Below are 23,123 nucleotides of genomic sequence, written 5' to 3' on the forward strand. Positions count from 1 at the left end.
AAATAAATTTCAGTATTGTGAAGGGCTTTAATGCCTTGCCACGATTGAAAACAGGCCCTTGGGTCTGTTTTTTTATTAATCCTATAAAAAAACTCGGGTTGACTTATGTTAGAATTGTGCTAAAATTTACTACAAATCTGAAAAACTTATCAAGAGCGGCTGAGGGACTGGTCCTATGAAGCCCGGCAACCTGCACAATGTGTAAGGTGCTACTTCCAGCAAAATGTATTCCATTTTGAAAGATAAGGGCTACATGCAGTTCCTGTCTTTCTTTCCGCCGGATTGAAAGTTTTTTATTTTAAGAGGGGCTGTTTACGGAGATAACAGCAGCCGCATCACATTACAATTGGGAAAGACAACCGGCAGAAAGCTACTGTTTGTTTGTCTCCGAAAGGAGGAAAGAAGAAATGTTAACGTACGATAATTGGGAAGAACCAACGATTACATTTCCGGAGGACGATCCTTATAAAGGGGCGCTGTCAGTTTTAAAATGGGCTTACGGCCATTACGGCAATCAGCTTGTTTATGCCTGCAGTTTCGGAATTGAAGGAATCGTTCTGATTGACTTAATCTATAAAGTGAAAAAAGACGCAGAGATTGTATTTCTCGATACAGGGCTTCATTTTAAAGAAACCTATGAAACGATAGAACGCGTGAAAGAGCGCTATCCCGGCCTCAATATCATCCTGAAGAAACCGAACCTTACTCTTGAGGAACAGGCGGAAGAACATGGTGATAAACTGTGGGAAAGAGAGCCGAATCAATGCTGCTATCTCAGAAAGATCGTTCCTTTAAGAGAGGCGCTTTCCGGCCACCCGGCATGGCTTTCCGGCCTGCGCCGCGATCAAGGGCCAAGCCGTGCCAATACGAATTTCTTAAACAAAGATGAGAAATTCAAATCAGTAAAAGTTTGCCCGCTTATCCATTGGACTTGGAAAGACATCTGGAGATACACCTCTCGGAATGAGTTGGACTACAATCCGCTCCACGATCAAGGGTATCCAAGTATCGGCTGCGCGCCTTGTACGTCACCTGCATTTACCGCAGAGGACCTGCGCTCAGGCAGATGGAACGGTATGGCGAAAACAGAATGCGGACTGCATGAATAAGGAGCTGCAAAATGGAATTAGCCGCTATTTTATTTAGCTTGTTTTTCGCAGTAAATATTGGCGCAAGCGGCGCTGCAGCTTCAATGGGAGTTGCTTACGGCTCTGGGGCCATCAAAAAGAAAACCTACGCTTTGATCATATGTGCTGTTGGTGTTCTGGCCGGGGCTGTCATTGGCGGGGGCGAAGTTGTGAAAACCATCAGCTCTGGGATTATCCCGGAACAGACGATCACGCTGACGATTGTTTGCATCATTATCGGGGCTGCTGCACTGTCGCTTTTTACAGCTAATCTGCTCGGCATTCCTTTATCGACAAGTGAAGTCACAGTCGGGGCGGTTGTCGGTGTGGGCGTTGCGTACAAAGTATTGTTTGTAAACAATCTTCTGATTATTGTTTCATTTTGGATTTTCGTTCCGCTGTTCGCTTTTGGTTTTACATTTTTTGTAGCAAAGCTGTTTCGTTATTTTAAGATCGAAATTACGTCTTCCCGTAAACAAAACATCCTTGGCATCCTTTTGCTATGCGCTGGTTTTTTTGAAGCATTCTCTGCGGGCATGAACAATGTAGCGAATGCTGTTGGACCGTTAGTGGCTGCCGGCGTACTGGATGTAGCGAAAGGAACCCTGTATGGGGGAGTTTTTGTAGCCCTGGGCGCACTGATCTTAGGCCGCAGGGTGTTAGAAACAAACGGGAAGAAAATCACGCGGTTTTCAAAAGGGGAAGGCATTCTCCTATCCGGAACAGGAGCAGGGCTGGTGATCATCAGTTCTATATTTGGAATGCCGGTGCCCTTGGCGCAAGTAACGTCATCGTCTATTATCGGAATAGGCATGGCGAAAAACGGACCAAACGTATTTCATAAACAGGTCGTTCAAACGATGCTGAAAGTATGGATCGTGTCGCCGTTTTTATCTTTATCCATCTCCTATCTGCTTGTATCTATGTTTTTAAAGGCGGATTATTATTCAATCTTTATCATGGTTAGTGTGCTTTTAGCGGCAGGCGGTGCCGTCAGCCTGACAAAAGCCATTCGTAAAGAGAGACGCTCTGTCCACGATCAAGGCGGGGGAATCTAACTATTAATCTGAGTTATTTTATCTGTTAACTAGGAGGAAATGAATATTATGAGCTTAGCACCACATGGAGGAAAACTGGTAAACCGAGTAAATGAGTCGTATGAGGTAAGCGGCATTCAGAAAGAAATTGAACTTGATTTGATTTCTTTTGCTGACCTGGAATTGATCGGAATCGGCGGATACAGCCCGATCGAAGGCTTCTTAAATGAGAAAGATTACGTATCTGTTGTTGAAAACATGCGTCTTGCTTCCGGTGTTGTATGGTCTATTCCGATCACGCTGCCGGTAGATGCACAAAAAGCAGCCGAACTGTCAGTCGGCGAAACAGTAAAATTAACGTATGACGGAGAAACATACGGCGTTATCCAAATCGAAGACTTATACGTGCCTGACAAACAAAAAGAAGCTGTTAACGTGTATAAAACGGATGATCAGGCTCATCCGGGTGTAAAAAAGCTGTTCAGCCGCGGTGATACATATGTCGGCGGTCCGATCACACTGATTAAAAAAGCTTTCAAACAATTCCCTGAGTTTACATTTGAACCGACGGAAACAAGACGCCAGTTTGCAGAAAAAGGCTGGGAAACAATTGTCGGTTTCCAAACGAGAAATCCTGTTCACAGAGCGCATGAATATATTCAAAAAACGGCTCTTGAGACAGTGGACGGTTTGTTTTTAAACCCGCTTGTCGGCGAAACAAAATCTGATGACATCCCCGCTGATGTCCGTATGGAAAGCTATCAAGTGCTTCTTGACAACTATTACCCGAAAGAGCGAGTTTTCCTTGGCGTTTTCTTGGCTGCAATGCGTTATGCCGGTCCGAGAGAAGCGATTTTCCATGCGCTTGTCAGAAAAAACTACGGCTGCACGCATTTCATTGTCGGCCGCGATCACGCCGGTGTCGGTGATTATTACGGCACGTACGAAGCCCAGGAGCTGTTTGACACATTTAAACCTGAAGAACTCGGCATTACACCGCTGAAATTTGAGCACAGCTTCTTCTGCGAAAAATGCGGAAATATGGGAACAGCAAAAACGTGCCCGCACGGCCGAGAGCACCACGTGATTTTATCAGGCACCAAGGTGAGAGGGATGCTGAGAGACGGTGTACTGCCGCCTGCAGAATTCAGCCGCGCAGAAGTTGTAGAGGTGTTAATCAAAGGCATGAAGAAAAAAGAAGAAGCAGGCGTTTCTTAAGGGGGACTGGCAGTGACAAATCGCGATATCGTATGGCATGAAGCCTCTATTACAAAAGAAGAGTATCAGAAAAAAAACAAGCATAAAAGCTCCATTCTCTGGCTGACGGGCTTAAGCGGATCAGGCAAATCAACCATTGCCAATGCTGCTGCGAGAGAACTTTTTGAGCAAGGCTACCAAGTTATTGTGCTGGATGGTGACAACATTCGCCACGGTTTAAATAAAGATCTCGGTTTTTCTGATAAAGACCGAAAAGAAAACATCCGCCGAATCGGAGAGGTAGCGAAACTTTTTGTGCAGCAGGGCACCATTGTCATTACTGCTTTTATCTCTCCTTTCCGTGAGGACAGAGACCAGGTCCGCCAGCTTGTGGAAGCAGGCGAATTTAATGAAGTTTATATTAAATGCGACCTCGATATTTGTGAACAAAGAGATCCAAAAGGACTCTACAAAAAAGCAAGAAACGGAGAGATTCCGTTCTTCACAGGCATTGATTCTCCTTATGAAGAACCGGAAGCTCCTGAGCTCGTCCTTGACTCAGGACAATATGATCGTGAAGAGTGCAAAAATCAGCTGATCGAGTTTGTAAAGCAGCAACTGAGCTAAACGCCGCTCAGCTGTGTTCTTCTCAGATGCCGAAAATGCAAACAAGAATAACATCACAGCGAACGTTCTGGAAGAACTCGAATAGATCGGGGGAAAGACGATGGGGAAAGTATATATTGTAGGAGCGGGTCCCGGAGATCCTGATCTGCTGACAATTAAAGCGCTGAAAGCCATTGAAAAAGCTGATGTAATCCTATATGACAGATTAGTAAATAAAGAGATTTTGCAATATGCCAAGGAGCAGGCGGACCTGATCTACTGCGGGAAGCTTCCAGATTTTCATACAATGAAGCAGGAAACCATCAATCGGTTTCTTGTGAAGTATGCGCAAAAAGGGAAAACCGTTGTCAGATTGAAAGGCGGAGACCCATTTGTGTTCGGCAGAGGAGGGGAAGAAGCGGAATGCCTTTCTGAAAATGGCATTCCGTTTGAAATTGTCCCCGGTATCACATCGGGAATCGCGGCGGCTGCTTATGCCGGGATTCCTGTCACTCATCGGGACGCGGGCTCTAACGTGGCTTTTGTAACGGGGCATTATAAAAAAGAAGAGGATTTTGAGGAAAAGTGGAAAGCGCTGGCCACAGGGATTGATACACTTGTCATCTATATGGGCATTAAAAATGTGCAGCAGATCGAAAAAAAACTCTTGGAAAACGGCCGGGACGGTCATACTCCGGCAGCGTTTATTCATTGGGGAACAACGGACAAGCAAAAATCTGTTTTTTGTACAGTTGACACCCTTTCAGAAACGGTGAAAAAAGAAGACATTAAAAATCCGAGTTTAATTGTTGTTGGAAATGTTGTAAATTATCACTATAAGCTGGAATGGTTTGAATCTGAGCTGAAAAAACAAGATTTAAGCGAGGCGTTGTAAATGAAACAAGCGATTTTATATGTCGGCCACGGCAGCCGGGTAAAAAAGGCTCAGCAAGAGGCCGCTGCATTTTTGGAAGGATGCAAAGCGCACATCTCTGCGCCTGTTCAGGAAATCAGTTTTTTAGAGCTGCAGGAGCCGGCAATTGAGACAGGGTTTGAAGCATGTGTGAAGCAAGGCGCCACTCATATCGCAGTGGTGCCTCTGCTTCTTTTAACGGCTGCTCATGCAAAACATGATATTCCGGAAGAAATTGCCCGTGCCGCGTCCCGGTATCCTTCAATCCATATCTCATACGGAAGTCCAATTGGGATTGACGAAGAAGTTGTCAAAGCTGTCTATCATCGTGTTAAAGACATAGGCGTTCCGTACGAAAACGCGAGGGTTGTGCTCATCGGCAGGGGAAGCTCAGACCCAGATGTAAAAAGAGACGTAACCGGCATTGCCGGATTGCTCCAAAACATCATGCCCGTCAAGGAAGTGATTCCATGTTTTATGACAGCATGCGGTCCCAATTACAAAGATGTTTTTTCTGAGCTGAAAAAAGATGAAGGCGTGACGACCTTTATTGTTCCGTATTTGCTGTTTACCGGGATGCTGATGAATGAGATTGAACGTGAGGTCTGGAAATTGAAGGCCAAAAATCCAAATGTCTACCTCTCTTCCTATATCGGTTTCCACCCGCATGTGAAAAAGGCATTTTTAAATCGTGTAAAAGAAACTGCTGACAACCATGAGGGGCAATTTAATTTTGACGGAGGCTCATATGCTCCCGCTTCACATTAGTTTGCAGAAGAAAAAGGTTGTGATCGCAGGGGGCGGCAGTATTGCGCTCAGAAGGTTAAAAACAGTGCTTTCTGATGGAGCGGATATTACGCTTGTCAGTCCGGTTGCGGAACCGGAAATCAGGCAGATGGCAGACAATCGCCAAATCAAGTGGCTGAGCCGGAAGATTGAGAAAGAGGATTATCTCGACGCTTTTTTGATTATTGCCGCGACGGATGACGCCGCTGTGAATAAAGAGATCGCTCAAAATGCATCGCCTTCCCAGCTTGTCAACTGTGCCAGTGACGCTGAGCTGGGCAATGTGTACATGCCGAAAATCGTAAAAAGAGGGCATGTTACGGTTTCTGTTTCGACAAACGGAGCCAGTCCAAAGCATACGAAGGAACTTGCTGAAAAAGTGGACATGCTCATTGACGGCGACTTTGTCAGCGAAGTAGACAGGCTTTATCAGATCAGAAGAAATAAATAAGCCAGAGCAGTTGCTGCTCTGGCTTTTCTTTATATAAATCAGCTTTTTTTCAGTCTGATGACAGTATCCGCATCAGGCGTGACAAAGACGGTATGCTGGCTGTCATAAGTCACGAATCCGGGCTTTGCGCCGTTCGGCTTTTTGACGTGCCTGATTTTTGTATAATCAACAGGCACAGAACTTGAATCTTTTGCTTTTGAAAAATAAGCTGCAATTGTGGCGGCTTCAATAATTGTTTGTTCATCCGGCTCGCTGCTTCTGATGACAACATGGGAGCCCGGGATATCCTTCGTGTGAAGCCATATGTCGTCTCTGGCAGCTGCTTTGGTCGTTAAATACTCGTTTTGACGGTTGTTTTTGCCGACTAAAATAGTGTGGCCGGAAGAGGATTCGTATGTTTCTAAAACAGGGTTGTTCTGTTTTTGTTTTTTCTGCCCTTTTTGCTGCTTAGGACGTAAATATTTCCCCTCCACAAGCTCTTCTCTGATTTCACTGATATCGCGCGGAGAAGCGGAAGACAGCTGCTGGATCAATTGGTCGAAGTATTCAATTTCTTGCTGAGCCAGCCTGATTTGTTCTTCGACAACGGCAACTGAGTTTTTCGCCTTCTGATATTTAGTGAAATAGGCCTGTGCATTCTCTGAAGGCGTCTTGTTCGGATTCAGCGGGATGGCGATTGTGGGATTTTCCTCATCATAGTAGTTGATGACTTCAGCCTGCTTGTCGCCTTTTTTCATCATATATAAATTTGCGGTCAGCAATTCCCCGTAAAGCTGGAATTCCTTAGCGTTTTCCGAATACTCCAGTGTTTTTTCCAGTTTTTTGATTTTGTTGGCGTTCTTTTTCCGCTCATTCACAACGAACCGCTCAAGATCCTGAGCCTGCTGTTTAACCCGGTCCCGCTCAGCTTTTCCGAAATAAAAACGGTCCAGCAGCTCACTTAATGAATCGAAGCGGCGTGCTTCTCCTTTAAGGTGAGTCAGCTCCAGCAGATAAAAATATTCCTTCCCGTTAACAGTCGTAATGTTAGGGTTGAAATGGTGCTCCCTTACCTCTGCAAAGAGCTCCAGCAACGCTTTTGGCAGTGTCACTTTGTTGGCAAGGCCCGCTCTGTGTACAGCTTCTTTTGCGAAGAGCGGAGAAACACCGGAAAAATGGTCAACAATTTGTTTATCTAGCCGTCCTTCTTGAAAACTGAGATGACGCAACATGTCATCTTCAGTCGCTTCTAGCGGTGAGATTTTGTCCTGGGCCGGCGGAAGCTTATAATCGTAGCCCGGCAGTACGGTGCGATAGCTGTTCATTGACGGTGATAAATGCTTCAGCCCGTCGATGATCGCATTTTCCTCTCCGTCCGTCAGAATGATATTGCTGTGGCGGCCCATAATTTCGACATAAAGCTTTCGATGCGTTTCATCGCCGATTTCATTACGGCTTTTAATATGAAAAATCATAATGCGGTCAAGGCCCGCCTGTTCAATTTTTTCAATAAATCCGCCTTCAATATGCTTTCTTAGCAGCATGCAAAACATCGGCGGTTCACTCGGGTTTTCATACGTTTGTGCCGTGATATGCACCCGTGAATAGCTTGGGTGTGCCGATAATAAAAGCTTTTGGTTTTTTCCATTGGCGCGGATGTGAAAAATCACATCGTGCTTATAAGGCTGATGGACTTTCGTGATCCGTCCGCCCATTATTCGCTCGTTCAGTTCGTGTGTCATTCCGTATGTAAACATGCCATCAAACGACATATATAATACACCCTCTCATTCTTCCTGCATTCGATAATTATAGCATGAAATGGGACGAGTCAGAATAAGCATGCTTATAGAGTGATATCTCTATACGAGAGCAGGGGAGTGGACGAGCGGAATGAAGTTTCATGAAATGGGACAAACAGACTTATTAGAGGCAACAAATACGTCCATGAAACAAGGATTAACTGAAAAAGAGGTGAAAAAACGCCTCGACAAGCATGGGCCAAACGAGCTGCAAGAAGGGAAAAAAACATCAGCGCTTCTCTTGTTTTTCGCGCAGTTCAAAGATTTTATGGTGCTTGTGCTTCTGGCGGCAACGTTAATCTCAGGTTTTCTTGGTGAATATGTAGATGCGGTTGCGATTATTGCGATTGTGTTTGTGAATGGCATACTCGGTTTCTTTCAAGAAAGACGTGCAGAGCAATCTCTCCAGGCATTAAAAGAGCTGTCAACTCCTCATGTGATGGCACTCAGGGAAGGAAGCTGGACAAAGATCCCTTCGAAAGAACTGGTGCCGGGCGACATTGTGAAGTTTACAAGCGGCGACCGGATTGGGGCAGATGTCCGCATTGTCGAAGCGAAAAGCCTGGAAATTGAAGAATCAGCGTTAACCGGAGAGTCAATCCCGGTTGTGAAACATGCGGATAAATTGAAAAAACCCGATGTGTCGCTGGGGGATATTACGAATATGGCCTTTATGGGAACCATCGTCACCCGCGGCAGCGGTGTCGGTGTTGTCGTCGGTACAGGAATGAACACGGCTATGGGGAAAATCGCTGACATGCTTGAATCGGCGGGAACTCTGTCAACCCCGCTGCAAAGAAGGCTCGAGCAGCTCGGGAAAATTTTAATTGTTGTCGCTTTGCTGCTCACTGTACTTGTTGTCGCTGTCGGCGTGATCCAGGGACACGATCTGTACAGTATGTTTTTAGCCGGTGTTTCGCTAGCGGTAGCCGCCATTCCAGAAGGGCTGCCAGCCATTGTGACAGTAGCGCTGTCATTGGGTGTACAGCGTATGATCAAGCAAAAATCAATCGTGAGAAAGCTTCCGGCGGTTGAGACGCTTGGGTGTGCCTCTATTATTTGTTCAGACAAAACAGGAACAATGACGCAAAACAAAATGACGGTCACACATGTATGGTCCGGAGGAAAAACGTGGAGAGTGTCGGGCACGGGCTACGATCCGAAAGGAGGCTTCACACTGAACGATAAAGAGGTCAGTGTGAATGAGCATAAGCCTCTGGAGCAAATGCTGTTGTTCGGAGCGCTTTGTAACAACTCGAATATTGAGAATAGAAACGGTGACTATGTGCTTGACGGAGATCCGACAGAGGGAGCGCTGCTCACCGCGGCAAGAAAAGGCGGCTTTTCAAAGGAGTTTGTGGAATCCCATTACCGGGTGGTTGAGGAGTTTCCATTTGATTCAGCCCGAAAAATGATGACTGTCATTGTAGAGGATCAGGACAGAAAGCGCTATATCATTACGAAAGGCGCGCCGGATGTACTGATGCAGCGGTCCGCCCGTATTTATTATGACGGCTCTGCCGCTCCTTTCTCAAATGAGAGAAAAGCAGAAACAGAGGCAGTATTACGGCAATTGGCTTCCCAGGCGCTCCGAACGATTGCGGTTGCCTATAGACCGGTAAAAGCAGGGGAAACACCGTCAATGGAGCAGGCGGAAAAAGATCTGACAATGCTTGGCCTTTCAGGCATCATAGATCCGCCGCGCCCTGAAGTCAGACAGGCGATTAAAGAATGCCGTGAAGCGGGAATTAAGACGGTCATGATTACAGGGGATCATGTTGAGACAGCAAAAGCTATAGCGAAAGATTTGCGCCTCCTCCCGAAAAGCGGAAAAATCATGGACGGCCAGATGCTGAATGAGCTTTCGCAAGAAGAGCTTTCTGACGTAGTGGAGGATGTGTATGTGTTTGCCCGCGTTTCTCCTGAGCATAAATTGAAAATTGTCAAAGCGTATCAGGAAAACGGACATATCGTTGCAATGACAGGAGACGGCGTCAATGACGCGCCGGCTATCAAACAGGCTGATATCGGCGTTGCCATGGGTATTACAGGAACGGATGTGGCGAAGGAAGCATCATCCCTCATTCTCGTAGATGATAATTTTGCAACCATTAAATCAGCGATTAAAGAAGGCAGAAATATCTATGAAAATATTAGAAAATTTATCCGATACCTGCTGGCTTCTAACGTAGGAGAAATTCTGGTCATGCTTTTCGCCATGCTGCTTGCCCTTCCTTTGCCGCTCGTGCCGATTCAGATTTTGTGGGTCAACTTGGTGACAGACGGATTGCCGGCGATGGCGCTCGGCATGGATCAGCCGGAAGGAGACGTGATGAAGCGGAAGCCGCGTCACCCGAAAGAAGGGGTGTTTGCCCGCAAGCTTGGATGGAAGGTGGTCTCCAGAGGGTTTTTAATCGGTGCTGCCACGATTTTGGCTTTTATCATCGTCTATCACCGCAATCCTGAGAATTTGTCTTATGCGCAGACAATTGCGTTTGCGACGTTGGTGCTGGCTCAGCTCATTCATGTATTTGACTGCCGGAGCGAAACGTCCGTTTTTTCCAGAAATCCGTTTGAAAACTTGTATCTGATCGGCGCTGTATTGTCATCGATTTTACTGATGCTGGTGGTCATTTACTATCCGCCGCTTCAGCCGATTTTCCATACGGTTGCCATCACGCCGGGAGACTGGATGCTGGTCATCGGCATGTCGGCCATCCCTACTTTTTTGCTGGCGGGGTCACTTTTGACAAGAAAAAAATAAATTCATATGATATAATCTTAGGGGTAATAGCATGTCTATTGCCCTTTTATTTTGAGAACAGGGAAGAAATTGGGTGTTTTATTTATGATACGAAGTATGACAGGCTTCGGCAGTGCAAGCAAAACACAAGATGATCTCTCTGTAAGCGTTGAACTTAAATCTGTGAATTACAGGTTTAAAGAAGTGAACGCTCGTTTGCCAAGGCCTTTGCTATATTTAGAAGATAAGCTGAAACAGACGATTCTGCAGTACATACAGCGCGGAAGAATTGAGCTTTTCGTCTCCGTTGACAGTGATATGCTTGTAGAGAGAAGGCTTGACATTGATTGGCCGCTTCTCGATGAGTTTGTCGCAGCTGCAGAGGATATGAAAAAGCGATATCAATTGTCCGCAGAGCCTGATGTCATGGACTTCTTCAAGCTTGATCATGTCGTCCAGATTCATGAGGAGCAGACACAAAATGAAAAGCTTGAGGAGTTAATAACAGCTGCTGCAGAGGAAGCCGTAAAAGGACTCTGTGAGATGCGCGAAAAAGAGGGGCTGCTTCTAGCCAAAGACTGTCTGATGCATATTGACCAGCTTGAAGAGCTGGCCGAAAAGACCGAATCTTTGGCAGCCGATGCGGTGTCTCGTTACAGGGAACGGCTGTACGCCAGAATAAAAGAATGGACCGAAGACGTGTTGGATGAGAGCCGGCTTGTTACAGAATGCGCTATTTTTGCAGATCGCTCTGATATTACAGAAGAGATTACAAGGCTGAAGAGCCACTTCGCTCAGTTTCGTGATATATTAGCTGAAGGCGGAGCTGTCGGGCGCAAACTCGACTTTCTTGTCCAGGAGCTGAATCGGGAAGCAAATACAATCGGCTCAAAAGCAAATGATCACCAGATCACAAAGCTTGTCGTCGAAATGAAAAGTTCTATTGAAAAAATAAAAGAACAAGTGCAAAATATAGAATAGTGACTGTGCGTATTGTTTACAGACGGACTTGCTAGGCTAAACTAGAGACGTCTATTTTACAGGGGGAACGTAGAAGATGACGATTAAACTGATTAATATCGGATTTGGCAATATTATCTCCGCCAATCGGATGATTTCGATTGTCAGCCCGGAGTCTGCGCCAATCAAACGGATGATCCAGGATGCAAGAGACCGCGGAATGCTAATTGACGCTACATACGGACGAAGAACCCGTGCAGTTGTCGTCATGGATAGTGATCACATTATCTTATCTGCCGTCCAGCCTGAGACAGTTGCACACAGACTTTCTGTTAAAGAAGAAATTATGGATGAAGGGCAGGGATAATTGCCGCATGAAAGAAAGAGGTTTATTAATCGTTCTCTCAGGTCCCTCAGGAGTTGGTAAAGGAACGGTTCGGCAAGCGATTTTTTCGCAAGAAGATACAAAATTCGAGTATTCGATTTCAGTAACAACGAGAAACCCGCGAGAGGGCGAAGTGAACGGAGTCGATTATTTTTTCAAAACGAGAGAAGAATTTGAGCAAATGATTGCAAACAATAAACTGCTTGAATGGGCAGAATATGTCGGCAATTATTACGGCACTCCTGTCGATTATGTTGAACAGACGCTCCAAGAAGGAAAAGACGTCTTTTTAGAAATCGAAGTTCAAGGCGCTCTTCAAGTGAGAAATGCTTTCCCGGAAGGTCTGTTTATTTTCCTTGCGCCTCCGAGTCTTTCTGAACTGAAGAACAGAATTGTGACAAGAGGAACGGAAACAGATGCTCTGATTGAAAATCGCATGAAAGCCGCAAAAGCTGAGATCGAAATGATGGACGCATATGATTACGTCGTAGAAAATGATAATGTCGAAACGGCTTGCGACAAAATCAAAGCAATCGTTCTCGCTGAACATTTGAAGCGTGAGCGCGTTGCACCAAGATATAAGAAAATGCTGGAGGTTGAATAACTGATGTTAGATCCGTCAATTGACTCATTAATGAATAAATTGGATTCGAAATACACGCTCGTAACCGTTTCTGCAAGACGCGCGCGTGAAATGCAAATCAAAAAAGACCAGATGATTGAACATACGATTTCACACAAATATGTAGGCAAAGCTTTAGAAGAAATTGATGCAGGCCTGCTTTCGTTTGAAAAGGAAGACCGCGAATAGTAGCACAAGTAGCAACCTATATCATGTAGGTTGTTATTTTTTTCCGTGCTGTTGTAAATTGCAGAGGGGGAGAAGTCATTGCTGAACAATCGAAATGTGTTGCTTTGCGTGAGCGGAGGCATCGCTGTTTATAAAGCCTGTGCGCTGACAAGCAAGCTGGTGCAGGCGGGGGCAAATGTTAAAGTCATTATGACTGAATCTGCGTGCCAGTTCGTTTCACCGCTGACATTTCAGGCATTGAGCCGCCATGAAGTATATACAGATACATTTAAAGAACAAAATCCAAGCGTCATCTCTCATATTGACGCAGCTGACTGGGCCGACCTGATTATTGTTGCGCCGGCTACGGCCAATGTGATTGGAAAGCTGGCCAACGGCATTGCTGATGATATGCTGACAACAACCTTATTAGCGGCAACAGCGCCGGTATGGATTGCGCCCGCCATGAATGTGCATATGTATGACCATCCGGCAGTCAAACGCAATATTTCTGTCCTTTATCAGGATGGTTTTCGTTTTATTGAACCGAGCGAGGGCTATTTAGCATGCGGTTACGTCGGAAAAGGAAGATTGGAAGAACCCGAAAACATCGTGAAGCTTGCGGAAAAGCATTTTGCAGAAGAAAAAGACGCGCCTTTAGAAGGGAAACAAGTGGTGATCACAGCAGGCCCGACACGGGAGGCAGTTGATCCTGTGCGTTTTTTTACGAATAAATCGACGGGTAAAATGGGATACGCATTAGCTGAGGCTGCGGTGCGGCTTGGTGCAAACGTGACCTTGATCTCAGGGCCGGTTTCTCTTGATGTCCCTAAAGGGCTTTCTCAGTTTATCTCTGTCCAATCGGCTGCGGACATGCGCGATGCGGTGCTCTCTGTGTATGAGAGAAGCGACGTCGTCATAAAAACAGCTGCTGTTGCCGATTTTACGCCAAAAACAGTATTTGACCAAAAAATGAAAAAGCAAGACGGCGGAATGACCCTTGAATTAAAAAGAACGGTCGACATCTTAAAAGAACTGGGCGAGAAAAAACAGCATCAGCTGTTAGTCGGTTTTGCTGCTGAGACACAAGATGTTGAACATTACGCCCGCAAAAAGCTTTCTGCCAAAAATCTTGACATGATTGTGGCGAATGATGTGAAAGCGGCAGGGGCCGGTTTTGGTGCTGATACGAATATTGTGACGCTCTTTTTCAAAGACGGGCGCAAACGCGAGCTGCCGAAGATGTCTAAGCTCGATGTTTCGTTTGATATTCTTGGAGAAGTCGCAGCCCTCTTAAAACAAACCGGAGAGCACTCATGAATTTTGCCGAAGTCATCGTTGATGTCAGCACCAAAAATATAGACAGGCCGTTTGATTACAAAATCCCAGACCATCTTAAAGGTATGATCAAAACGGGAATGAGGGTCATTGTTCCGTTTGGCCCCCGTAAAATTCAAGGGTTTGTGACAGCTGTCAAAGATACGTCTGATCTCTCAGGTAAATCTGTCAAAGAAGTGGAGAATTTATTAGATCTTACGCCTGTTTTGACAGAAGAGCTGATGCATTTGTCTTCATGGCTGTCAGACAAAACGCTGTCTTTTAAGATTACGGCGCTTCAAGCGATGCTGCCTGCCGCATTAAAGGCAAAATATGAAAAAGAGCTGAAGATTACGGAAGGTGCGGATATCCCGCCGCAGGTAGAACGGCTGTTTTCTGAAACAAAGAGCTTGCTGTATTCCGATATACCTGATCACGATACGCTGAAAATCATCCAGAAGCAGGTTCAAAAAGGCCATATCGATGTAACTTATAAAGTGGCGCAAAAAGCGAACAAAAAAATGGTCAGGTATATTCAGGCCAATGCCGGTAAAGAAGAGCTCTCCAAGCAGGCTGAGGGTTTAACCCGACAAGCGGCCAAACAGCAGGCGATCCTGCACTTTTTCATGACGGAACCGGAAGGCACGAAAATATCTGCTGCGGACCTGTGCAAAAAAACAGACGCAAGCTCGGCCACCATCAAGACCCTGATCCAAAAGGGGCTTCTGAAAGAAACCTATGAAGAGGTTTACAGAGACCCCTATCAGGACAAAATGTTCAAAAAAACAGAACCGCTGCCGCTGACAGACGAGCAGAGCGCGGCCTTTCAGCCGATACGCCGGACGTTAGACAACAATGAACATCAGGTGTTTCTCCTGCACGGAGTGACGGGAAGCGGCAAAACGGAAATTTATCTCCAGTCGATTGAAAAAGTGCTTGCGAAAGGAAAAGAAGCCATCGTACTTGTACCGGAAATATCGTTAACGCCGCAAATGGTTCATCGATTTAAAGGGCGTTTTGGCTCTCAGGTAGCCGTGATGCACAGCGGGTTATCCACTGGTGAAAAGTATGACGAGTGGCGCAAAATCCACCGCAAGGAAGTACGGCTTGTCGTGGGTGCGAGGTCCGCTATTTTTGCCCCGTTTGAAAATCTCGGGATGATTATCATCGATGAGGAGCATGAATCGTCCTATAAACAAGAGGAAATGCCGCGCTACCATGCGAAAGAGGTAGCGATCAAGCGGGCGGAGCACCACCGCTGTCCGGTTGTGTTAGGCAGTGCTACACCGACGTTAGAGTCATATGCACGGGCGCAAAAAGGAGTGTACGAGCTGCTTTCGCTGAAACACCGCGTCAATCACCAAGTGATGCCTGAGGTTTCGCTTGTGGATATGAGAGAGGAGCTCAGAAACGGCAATCGCTCTATGTTTTCAATAGAATTGATGGAAAAGCTTGAAGAAACCATTGCCAAGGGTGAACAGGCTGTGCTGTTTTTAAATAAAAGGGGCTATTCCTCCTTTGTGATGTGCAGGGACTGCGGATATGTCCCGCAATGCCCTCACTGCGACATTTCCATGACGTATCACCGTTCCGGCCAGAGGATGAAATGTCATTATTGCGGACATGAAGAGCCTGTTCCGCATACTTGTCCTGAATGCGGGAGCGATCATATCCGTTTTTTCGGAACGGGAACACAAAGAGTGGAAGAAGAATTAACAAAGGTGCTGCCACATGCAAGAGTCATACGGATGGATGTTGATACGACCTCTCGGAAAGGTGCCCATGAAAAATTATTGTCTGCTTTCGGAGAAGGCAAAGCAGATATTCTTCTTGGAACGCAAATGATTGCGAAAGGGCTTGATTTTCCGAATGTGACACTTGTCGGAGTCTTAAGCGCTGACACAACACTGCACATTCCTGATTTCAGATCTGCCGAAAAAACGTTTCAGCTGCTAACACAAGTCAGCGGCCGCGCGGGAAGACATGAAAAACCCGGCAATGTCATCATTCAAACGTATACACCGTCCCATTACAGCATCCAGCTGACGAAAACGCATGATTATGAAACGTTTTATCAGCAAGAAATGGCACACAGGAGGGAGCAATCCTACCCGCCGTATTACTATTTGGCTCTTGTGACGGTTTCTCACGAGGAAGTGGCAAAAGCGGCTGTAACGGCTGAGAAAATCGCACACTTTCTGAAAGCAAACTGCGGGGCGGATACGAAAATACTCGGTCCAAGCGCATCGCCGATCGCCAGGATCAAAGATAGATATCGCTATCAATGCGTGATAAAATACAAACAGGAAACCCAGATATCAGCTTTATTGAAGAAGATACTGGAACATTATAAACGCGAAATTGAACAAAAACATGTAATGATTTCAATTGATATGAATCCTTATATGATGATGTAAGATCTCACGTCTTGGAGGGTAATGAATTGGCAGTAAAAAAGGTCGTCACACATCCCGCGGAGGTTTTGGAAACGCCTGCGGAAACCGTGACTGTTTTTGATAAAAAGCTAAAAAAACTGCTTGATGATATGTACGATACCATGCTCGAAATGGATGGAGTCGGACTGGCAGCGCCGCAAATCGGTATTTTAAAAAGAGCGGCTGTTGTTGATATCGGAGAAGAAAGCGGCAGAATTGACCTTGTGAATCCGGAAATTCTTGAACAAAACGGCGAGCAAACCGGAGTTGAAGGATGCCTGAGTTTTCCCGGCGTCTACGGAGATGTCACACGTGCCGATTATGTGAAAGTGCGGGCGTATAACCGTCAGGGAAAACCGTTTATTCTTGAAGCAAGAGGCTTTTTCGCGAGAGCTGTGCAACATGAAATGGACCACTTGGACGGCGTGCTGTTCACATCAAAAATAAGCAAATATTATACAGAAGATGAACTAGCGGATATGGAAGGATGATTTGATGACGAGAATCGTGTTTATGGGAACACCCGATTTTTCAGTTCCTGTGTTAAAAACCCTGATAGATGACGGATATGAAGTAGTGGGGGTCGTCACGCAGCCGGACCGTCCGAAGGGCAGAAAAAAAGTGCTCACGCCTCCGCCTGTGAAGGAAGAAGCTTTGCGTCACGGTATCCCGGTTCTTCAGCCTGAAAAAGTCAGACTGAAAGAAGAAATTGAAAAGGTGCTGGCATTAAAACCGGATCTTATTGTGACGGCAGCGTTTGGGCAAATTCTGCCTAAAGAGCTTCTCGACAGCCCTAAGTACGGATGCATTAATGTCCATGCGTCTCTTTTGCCTGAACTGAGAGGCGGGGCTCCTATCCATTATTCCATTCTCCAAGGAAAGAAAAAAACCGGAGTTACCATTATGTACATGGTGGAAAAATTAGATGCAGGCGATATGATTTCAAAAGTGGAAGTAGACATTGAAGAAACCGACAATGTCGGAACCCTGCACGATAAATTAAGCGTTGCTGGCGCGAAGCTTTTGTCTGAAACAGTTCCTCAAGTTATAGCCGGCGACATATCACCTGAAAAGCAGGATGACGAGAAAGCGACGTATGCGCCAAACATTAAAAGAGAACAAGAGCTGATTGACTGGTCCAGAGCGGGAGAAGAGCTTTATAATCAAGTTCGAGGTTTAAACCCATGGCCTGTTGCCTATACGACTTTAAATGGACAAAACCTGAAAGTGTGGGCGGCCAAGAAAACAGCGGCGCCGGCAAAAGCCGAGCCCGGCACAGTCATTGCTATCGAAAAAGAAGGAATTATCGTCGCCACAGGAAACGATACGGCACTGTTATTAACAGAGTTGCAGCCTGCCGGCAAAAAACGTATGCGAGGCGAAGACTTTGTCCGTGGCGCCCATGTTGAGACAGGTGATATGTTAGGAGTACACAATGAAAACAAATAGCGTTCGCGATATTGCGCTGGAGGCGCTGGTCAAATTAGAACAAAATCAGTCATACAGTAACCTGCTCCTGAAATCGGTTATTAAATCCAATAAATTGAGCGATCAGGACCGGGGGCTTTTGACTGAACTCGTGTACGGTACATTGCAAAACAAAATTGCGCTGGATTATATGCTCAAGCCGTTTATCAACAAGCCGCAAAAGGTGAAGCCGTGGGTTATCCAGCTTCTCCGCCTGTCCTTATATCAAATGGAATATTTAGAAAAAATCCCGGACCGGGCAGTCATCCATGAAGCGGTAGAGATTGCTAAAAACCGAGGGCATAAAGGCATTGCCTCATTTGTCAACGGCGTGCTTCGCTCTATACAGCGTGAAGGAGTCCCTTCCTTTGACGCTGTCGAAGATCCTGTTCTCAGGCTTGCGACAGAAACCAGCCATCCTGAATGGCTCGTGAAAGAGTGGGCAGACGCATACGGATTTGATGCGGCTGAAAAGATTTGCCGCATTCATCTCATTCCGCCTAAGCAAACGCTGCGTATCAATCAAATGAAAACAGACAGAGCGGAGATACTTGATCAAATGGCAGCTGAAGGAATCGAAGCAGAAAAAGGCGATCTCGCCGAAGACGCTGTGAAGCTTGTAAAGGGTACAATCGCCGGAACTCACTTCTTCCAGACCGGTGAAGTGTCCATCCAGGATGAAAGTTCCATGCTGGTTGCCCGGGCCCTTGACCCTAAGCCAGGTGAAACGGTGCTTGATGCGTGCGCGGCGCCGGGCGGAAAGTCAGCCCATATCGCTGAATTAATGGAGAACAAGGGAAGTGTGACATCGCTTGACCTTCACAAACATAAGGTGAAGCTGATCAAAGAAGCGGCAGAACGGCTTGGCCTTTCCATTATTGATGCGAAAACAATGGACGCGAGAAAAGCGGGAGAAACGTTTAAAAGTGAACAGTTTGACCGTATTTTGGTTGACGCTCCATGCTCAGGCTTTGGCGTGATCAGAAGAAAGCCGGATATGAAATACACCAAAACCCCAAATGACAGCTCCCGGCTTGCTGAAATCCAGCTGTCTATCTTAAGGGAAATTGCGCCATTAGTAAAAAAAGGTGGCACTCTTGTCTACAGTACGTGTACAATGGATCGGACAGAAAATGAAGAAGTTATCCATGCGTTTATACAAGAACATCCTGATTTTGAACCCGATTTGTCTCTTGAAAAGCGGCTGCCCGAAAAGGCGAGACCCTTTGTTCGGGATGGGAGGCTTCAAATCCTTCCGCATTATTTCGGAACAGATGGTTTCTTTATTTGCAGCATGAGAAAGAAGGGATAAGCAATGACAGAACTTAAAAAAACAAAGAGCAGAAAAGAATTGCGGACAGAGCGTCCTTCAATTTATTCTTTTGAATTAGACGAAATCAAACAATGGCTGACAGACAACGGAGAGAAACCGTTCCGCGCGGCACAGATTTTTGAATGGCTTTACGAAAAACGAGTATCTTCTTTTGACGAAATGACAAACCTGTCAAAGGATCTGCGTGAGAAATTAAACACTCATTTCGTATTAACGACGCTGAAAACAGCTGTTAAACAAACTTCTCAAGATGGTACGATGAAGTTTTTATTCGAGCTTCACGACGGTTATACAATCGAAACCGTTTTAATGAGACACGAGTATGGTAATTCTGTATGTGTAACGACACAAGTCGGCTGCCGCATTGGCTGCACATTCTGCGCATCAACGCTCGGCGGCTTAAAACGAAATCTTGAAGCGGGCGAAATTGTCGCTCAAGTGGTGAAAGTTCAAAAAGCGCTGGATGAAACGGATGAACGCGTCAGCTCTGTCGTCATCATGGGAATTGGCGAACCATTTGATAACTTTAACGAAATGCTTGCGTTCTTAAAGATCATTAACCATGATAAGGGACTGAACATCGGTGCCCGCCATATTACTGTTTCTACAAGCGGAATCATCCCGAAAATCTACGAATTCGCTGATCAGCAAATGCAGATTAACTTTGCGATTTCTCTGCACGCGCCAAATACTGAAATCAGAAGCCGTTTGATGCCGATTAACAGAGCGTACAAGCTGCCTGATTTAATGGAAGCCGTTAAATATTACATTAATAAAACAGGACGCCGGATCAGCTTTGAATACGGTCTGTTCGGCGGCGTAAATGACCAGGTCGAGCACGCTGAAGAGCTTGCAGACTTGCTGGAAGGCGTAAAATGCCACGTGAATTTGATTCCGGTAAACTATGTGCCTGAACGGGATTACGTCCGCACACCGCGCGAGCAGATTTTTGCTTTTGAGAAAACGCTGAAATCCCGCGGAGTAAATGTCACGATCCGAAGAGAGCAAGGCCATGACATTGACGCAGCCTGCGGTCAGCTTCGCGCGAAGGAGCGTCAAGACGAGACGAGGTGATGAGGGTTGTTAACAGCCTTAAAAACAGATACAGGGAAAATCCGCCAGCATAATGAAGATGATGCGGGTATTTTTAAGGGGAAAGACGATTTTGTATTAGCGGTTGTCGCTGATGGCATGGGCGGCCATCTTGCTGGAGATGTTGCAAGCAAGATGGCTGTGAAAGCCATGGGAGAGAAATGGAATGAGGCAGATACGATTCCTGCAGCGCCGTCAGAGTGTGAAGAGTGGCTCATTGAACAGATTCTCGCGGTAAACAGCAAGATTTACGATCATGCCCAAGCGCACGAAGAATGCCAAGGCATGGGAACAACCATTGTATGCGCTCTTTTTACAGGCAAAACGGTTTCCGTTGCTCATATAGGCGACAGCAGATGCTATTTGCTTCAGGACGATCTTTTCGTTCAGGTGACAGAGGATCATTCTCTTGTGAATGAACTGGTTCGCACCGGTGAAATCTCCAGAGAAGATGCTGAGCATCATCCGCGTAAAAATGTGCTGACGAAGGCGCTCGGAACAGATCAATCTGTCAGTATTGACGCACGTTCTTTCGAAATTGAACCCGGAGATAAACTCCTTTTATGTTCTGATGGACTGACGAATAAAGTGGAAGTCACTGAATTAAAAGACATCCTGCAAAGCGATTCAGCTCCTCAGGAAAAAGTAAACCTGCTTGTGGACAAAGCCAATGAGAATGGCGGGGAAGACAATATTACAGCAGTGTTGCTTGAGCTTGCTTTACATGTTGAAGAGGGTGAAGATCAGTGCTAATCGGCAAGCGAATCAGCGGGCGTTACCAGATTCTCCGTGCCATAGGCGGCGGGGGAATGGCCAACGTTTATTTAGCTGAGGACATTATTCTTGATCGTGAAGTCGCAATCAAAATCCTGCGGTTTGACTATGTGAATGACAATGAGTTTATCAGGCGTTTCCGAAGAGAAGCCCAATCGGCATCAAGTCTTGATCACCCGAATATTGTCAGCATTTATGATTTGGGCGAGGAAGATGATATTTACTATATTGTCATGGAATACGTAGAGGGCATGACGCTAAAAGAATACATAACAGCAAATGGGCCGCTTCATCCCAAAGAAGCGCTCAGCATCATGGAGCAAATTGTCTCAGCCATTGCCCATGCCCACCAAAATCATATTGTCCACAGGGATATTAAACCGCATAACATTTTGATCGACCATATGGGCAATATCAAAGTAACGGATTTTGGAATTGCGACTGCACTGACTTCGACAACAATCACCCACACCAATTCTGTGCTGGGCTCAGTCCATTATTTATCCCCCGAACAGGCGCGGGGCGGTCTGGCCACAAAAAAATCAGATATTTATGCGCTTGGGATTGTCTTATTTGAGCTGTTAACCGGCCGAATCCCGTTTGATGGAGAATCGGCTGTCAGCATCGCCTTAAAGCATCTTCAGGCTGAAACCCCTTCAGCGAAAAGGTGGAATCCCTCAGTACCCCAAAGCGTTGAAAACATTATATTAAAGGCAACCGCCAAAGATCCTTTTCATCGCTATGAAACTGCTGAAGATATGGAAGAAGATATTCGAACAGCTTTTGACGCGGACAGGCTCAACGAAAAGAAATTTACGATTCAAGATGATGAAGAAATGACGAAAGCGATTCCGATTATTAAGGATGAAGAGCTTGCGAAAGCTTCTAATGAAACCGAAGCTGACATGACATTTCCTCAAGAAAACCAAACGAAGAAAAAAGCAAAGAGAAAAAAATGGCCGTGGATTTTGCTCACCATATGCCTGATTTTTATCACGGCAGGAGTTCTCGCCGTCACTGTTTTTCCTTCTCTTTTTATGCCTAAGGATGTCAAAATACCCGATGTAGCAGGGATGGAATATGAGAAAGCGGCAGATCTTCTAGAAAAAGAAGGCTTGCAGGTAGATTCAGACGTATTGGAAATCTCAGATGAGAAGATCGAAGAAGGCCTGATGGTCAAAACCGATCCTAAAGCCGAGTCCACTGTTAAAGAAGGGGCAACGGTTACGCTTTATAAGAGCACAGGTAAAGCAAAAAAGCAGATCGGTGATGTGACGGACCAATCAGTCGACAAGGCAAAAAAAGTGTTAAAGGAACAGGGCTTTAAAAATGTAACGGTGGATGAAGTAAATAATGATGAGAAAGACGCCGGCACTGTCATAGATCAGAATCCGTCAGCAGGGACCGAACTTGTGCCGGACGAAGATCAAGTTAAGCTCACAGTCAGCATCGGGCCGGAAGATATTACGCTCAGAGATTTAAAAACATACAGTAAAGAAGCAGCCTCAGGATATCTGGAAGATAACGGGCTCAAGCTGGTGGAAAAAGAAGCGTACTCAGATGACGTTCCGGAAGGACAGGTTGTCAAACAAAAGCCGGCAGCGGGAACGGCCCTAAAGCCGGGAAATGAGGTCGAAGTGATATTTTCTCTCGGACCTGAGAAAAAACCGGCGAAAACAGTGAAAGAAAAAGTCAAGATTCCATATGAGCCTGAAAACGAAGGGGACGAGCTGGAGGTGCAAATCGCGATTGACGACGCGGACCACAGCATTTCTGACACTTACGAACATTTTAAGATTAAAGAGCCCGCAGAACGGACGATCGAACTGAAGATTGAACCTGGCCAAAAAGGGTACTATCAAGTGATGGTCAATAATAAAGTCGTCAGCTACAAAACAATTGAGTATCCGAAAGATGAATAACAAGGAG

General features: G+C 45.8%; 21 protein-coding genes and 1 riboswitch. Of the genes, 20 read left to right on the top strand and 1 reads right to left on the bottom strand.

The genetic code is table 11. The features are described from left to right. Nucleotides 1-143: 143 nt before the first annotated feature. Nucleotides 144-249, top strand: a riboswitch (SAM riboswitch). 158 nt (nucleotides 250-407) lie between these two features. From P3L57_RS08380 to sirC, 7 genes are all read left to right on the top strand, one after another. Next, on the top strand, nucleotides 408-1,109 hold the full coding sequence (locus P3L57_RS08380; protein WP_024121347.1) for a phosphoadenylyl-sulfate reductase: 702 nt from the start codon (nucleotides 408-410) through the stop codon (nucleotides 1,107-1,109). A gap of 11 nt (nucleotides 1,110-1,120) precedes the next feature. Then, on the top strand, nucleotides 1,121-2,185 hold the full coding sequence (gene cysP, locus P3L57_RS08385) for a sulfate permease (protein ID WP_044155948.1): 1,065 nt from the start codon (nucleotides 1,121-1,123) through the stop codon (nucleotides 2,183-2,185). Between the two features lie 48 nt (nucleotides 2,186-2,233). Next, nucleotides 2,234-3,382, top strand: a complete 1,149-nt coding sequence (gene sat, locus P3L57_RS08390; RefSeq protein ID WP_059352888.1) for a sulfate adenylyltransferase — start codon at nucleotides 2,234-2,236, stop codon at nucleotides 3,380-3,382. Nucleotides 3,383-3,394: 12 nt separating this feature from the next. Further along, entirely contained in the window at nucleotides 3,395-3,988 is a 594-nt protein-coding gene (cysC, locus tag P3L57_RS08395) for an adenylyl-sulfate kinase (RefSeq protein ID WP_044155946.1), read from the top strand. A 100-nt stretch (nucleotides 3,989-4,088) separates the two neighbouring features. Next, nucleotides 4,089-4,862: a uroporphyrinogen-III C-methyltransferase gene (gene cobA, locus P3L57_RS08400; protein WP_059292807.1), complete on the top strand. Its 774-nt coding sequence runs from the start codon at nucleotides 4,089-4,091 to the stop codon at nucleotides 4,860-4,862. Further along, on the top strand, nucleotides 4,863-5,648 hold the full coding sequence (sirB, locus tag P3L57_RS08405) for a sirohydrochlorin chelatase (protein ID WP_069486513.1): 786 nt from the start codon (nucleotides 4,863-4,865) through the stop codon (nucleotides 5,646-5,648). Beyond that, nucleotides 5,629-6,117 carry a precorrin-2 dehydrogenase gene (sirC, locus tag P3L57_RS08410; protein ID WP_059335812.1) on the top strand — a complete coding sequence of 163 codons (489 nt, stop codon included), beginning with the start codon at nucleotides 5,629-5,631 and terminating at the stop codon, nucleotides 6,115-6,117. Before sirB ends, sirC begins: the two co-directional genes overlap by 20 nt. A gap of 38 nt (nucleotides 6,118-6,155) precedes the next feature. Here sirC and rqcH read toward each other — a convergent pair whose 3' ends face one another. Then, on the bottom strand, nucleotides 6,156-7,868 hold the full coding sequence (gene rqcH / locus P3L57_RS08415) for a tRNA modification protein RqcH (protein WP_069486514.1): 1,713 nt from the start codon (nucleotides 7,866-7,868) through the stop codon (nucleotides 6,156-6,158). A 121-nt stretch (nucleotides 7,869-7,989) separates the two neighbouring features. Here rqcH and P3L57_RS08420 point away from each other — a divergent pair, with 121 nt between their 5' ends. The 13 genes from P3L57_RS08420 (at nucleotide 7,990) to pknB (ending at nucleotide 23,116) form a co-directional block, all read left to right on the top strand. Continuing rightward, a complete protein-coding gene (locus P3L57_RS08420; protein WP_044155940.1) occupies nucleotides 7,990-10,662 on the top strand; it encodes a calcium-translocating P-type ATPase, SERCA-type in 2,673 nt (890 codons plus the stop codon). Between the two features lie 84 nt (nucleotides 10,663-10,746). After that, entirely contained in the window at nucleotides 10,747-11,622 is an 876-nt protein-coding gene (locus P3L57_RS08425) for a YicC/YloC family endoribonuclease (RefSeq protein WP_024121354.1), read from the top strand. A 76-nt stretch (nucleotides 11,623-11,698) separates the two neighbouring features. After that, nucleotides 11,699-11,968, top strand: a complete 270-nt coding sequence (remA, locus tag P3L57_RS08430; RefSeq protein ID WP_003154355.1) for an extracellular matrix/biofilm regulator RemA — start codon at nucleotides 11,699-11,701, stop codon at nucleotides 11,966-11,968. A 7-nt stretch (nucleotides 11,969-11,975) separates the two neighbouring features. After that, nucleotides 11,976-12,590, top strand: a complete 615-nt coding sequence (gene gmk, locus P3L57_RS08435; RefSeq protein ID WP_024121355.1) for a guanylate kinase — start codon at nucleotides 11,976-11,978, stop codon at nucleotides 12,588-12,590. Nucleotides 12,591-12,593: 3 nt separating this feature from the next. Further along, a complete protein-coding gene (gene rpoZ / locus P3L57_RS08440; RefSeq protein ID WP_003221520.1) occupies nucleotides 12,594-12,797 on the top strand; it encodes a DNA-directed RNA polymerase subunit omega in 204 nt (67 codons plus the stop codon). A 78-nt stretch (nucleotides 12,798-12,875) separates the two neighbouring features. Beyond that, nucleotides 12,876-14,096 (top strand): bifunctional phosphopantothenoylcysteine decarboxylase/phosphopantothenate--cysteine ligase CoaBC, encoded by a 1,221-nt coding sequence (gene coaBC / locus P3L57_RS08445; RefSeq protein WP_044155938.1) that lies wholly within the window; start codon nucleotides 12,876-12,878, stop codon nucleotides 14,094-14,096. After that, nucleotides 14,093-16,510, top strand: coding sequence for a primosomal protein N' (gene priA / locus P3L57_RS08450; protein ID WP_264798517.1), 2,418 nt, complete (start codon nucleotides 14,093-14,095; stop codon nucleotides 16,508-16,510). The genes coaBC and priA overlap by 4 nt, the downstream gene beginning before the upstream one ends. Before the next feature lie 26 nt (nucleotides 16,511-16,536). After that, a complete protein-coding gene (def, locus tag P3L57_RS08455) occupies nucleotides 16,537-17,019 on the top strand; it encodes a peptide deformylase (protein ID WP_069486516.1) in 483 nt (160 codons plus the stop codon). Nucleotides 17,020-17,023: 4 nt separating this feature from the next. Next, nucleotides 17,024-17,977, top strand: a complete 954-nt coding sequence (gene fmt / locus P3L57_RS08460; protein ID WP_059292801.1) for a methionyl-tRNA formyltransferase — start codon at nucleotides 17,024-17,026, stop codon at nucleotides 17,975-17,977. Beyond that, nucleotides 17,964-19,307, top strand: a complete 1,344-nt coding sequence (rsmB, locus tag P3L57_RS08465; protein ID WP_044155935.1) for a 16S rRNA (cytosine(967)-C(5))-methyltransferase RsmB — start codon at nucleotides 17,964-17,966, stop codon at nucleotides 19,305-19,307. The genes fmt and rsmB overlap by 14 nt, the downstream gene beginning before the upstream one ends. Before the next feature lie 3 nt (nucleotides 19,308-19,310). Continuing rightward, nucleotides 19,311-20,402 (top strand): dual-specificity RNA methyltransferase RlmN, encoded by a 1,092-nt coding sequence (gene rlmN, locus P3L57_RS08470; protein ID WP_059352895.1) that lies wholly within the window; start codon nucleotides 19,311-19,313, stop codon nucleotides 20,400-20,402. 6 nt (nucleotides 20,403-20,408) lie between these two features. After that, the gene (gene prpC, locus P3L57_RS08475) at nucleotides 20,409-21,173 is read left to right on the top strand and encodes a protein-serine/threonine phosphatase PrpC (RefSeq protein WP_044155932.1); all 765 of its coding nucleotides are present in this window, start codon (nucleotides 20,409-20,411) and stop codon (nucleotides 21,171-21,173) included. Next, a complete protein-coding gene (pknB, locus tag P3L57_RS08480) occupies nucleotides 21,167-23,116 on the top strand; it encodes a Stk1 family PASTA domain-containing Ser/Thr kinase (protein ID WP_069486517.1) in 1,950 nt (649 codons plus the stop codon). The genes prpC and pknB overlap by 7 nt, the downstream gene beginning before the upstream one ends. Nucleotides 23,117-23,123 lie beyond the last annotated feature (7 nt).

The sequence above is a fragment of the Bacillus sp. B28 genome (assembly GCF_029536185.1).
Taxonomy (GTDB): domain Bacteria; phylum Bacillota; class Bacilli; order Bacillales; family Bacillaceae; genus Bacillus; species Bacillus halotolerans.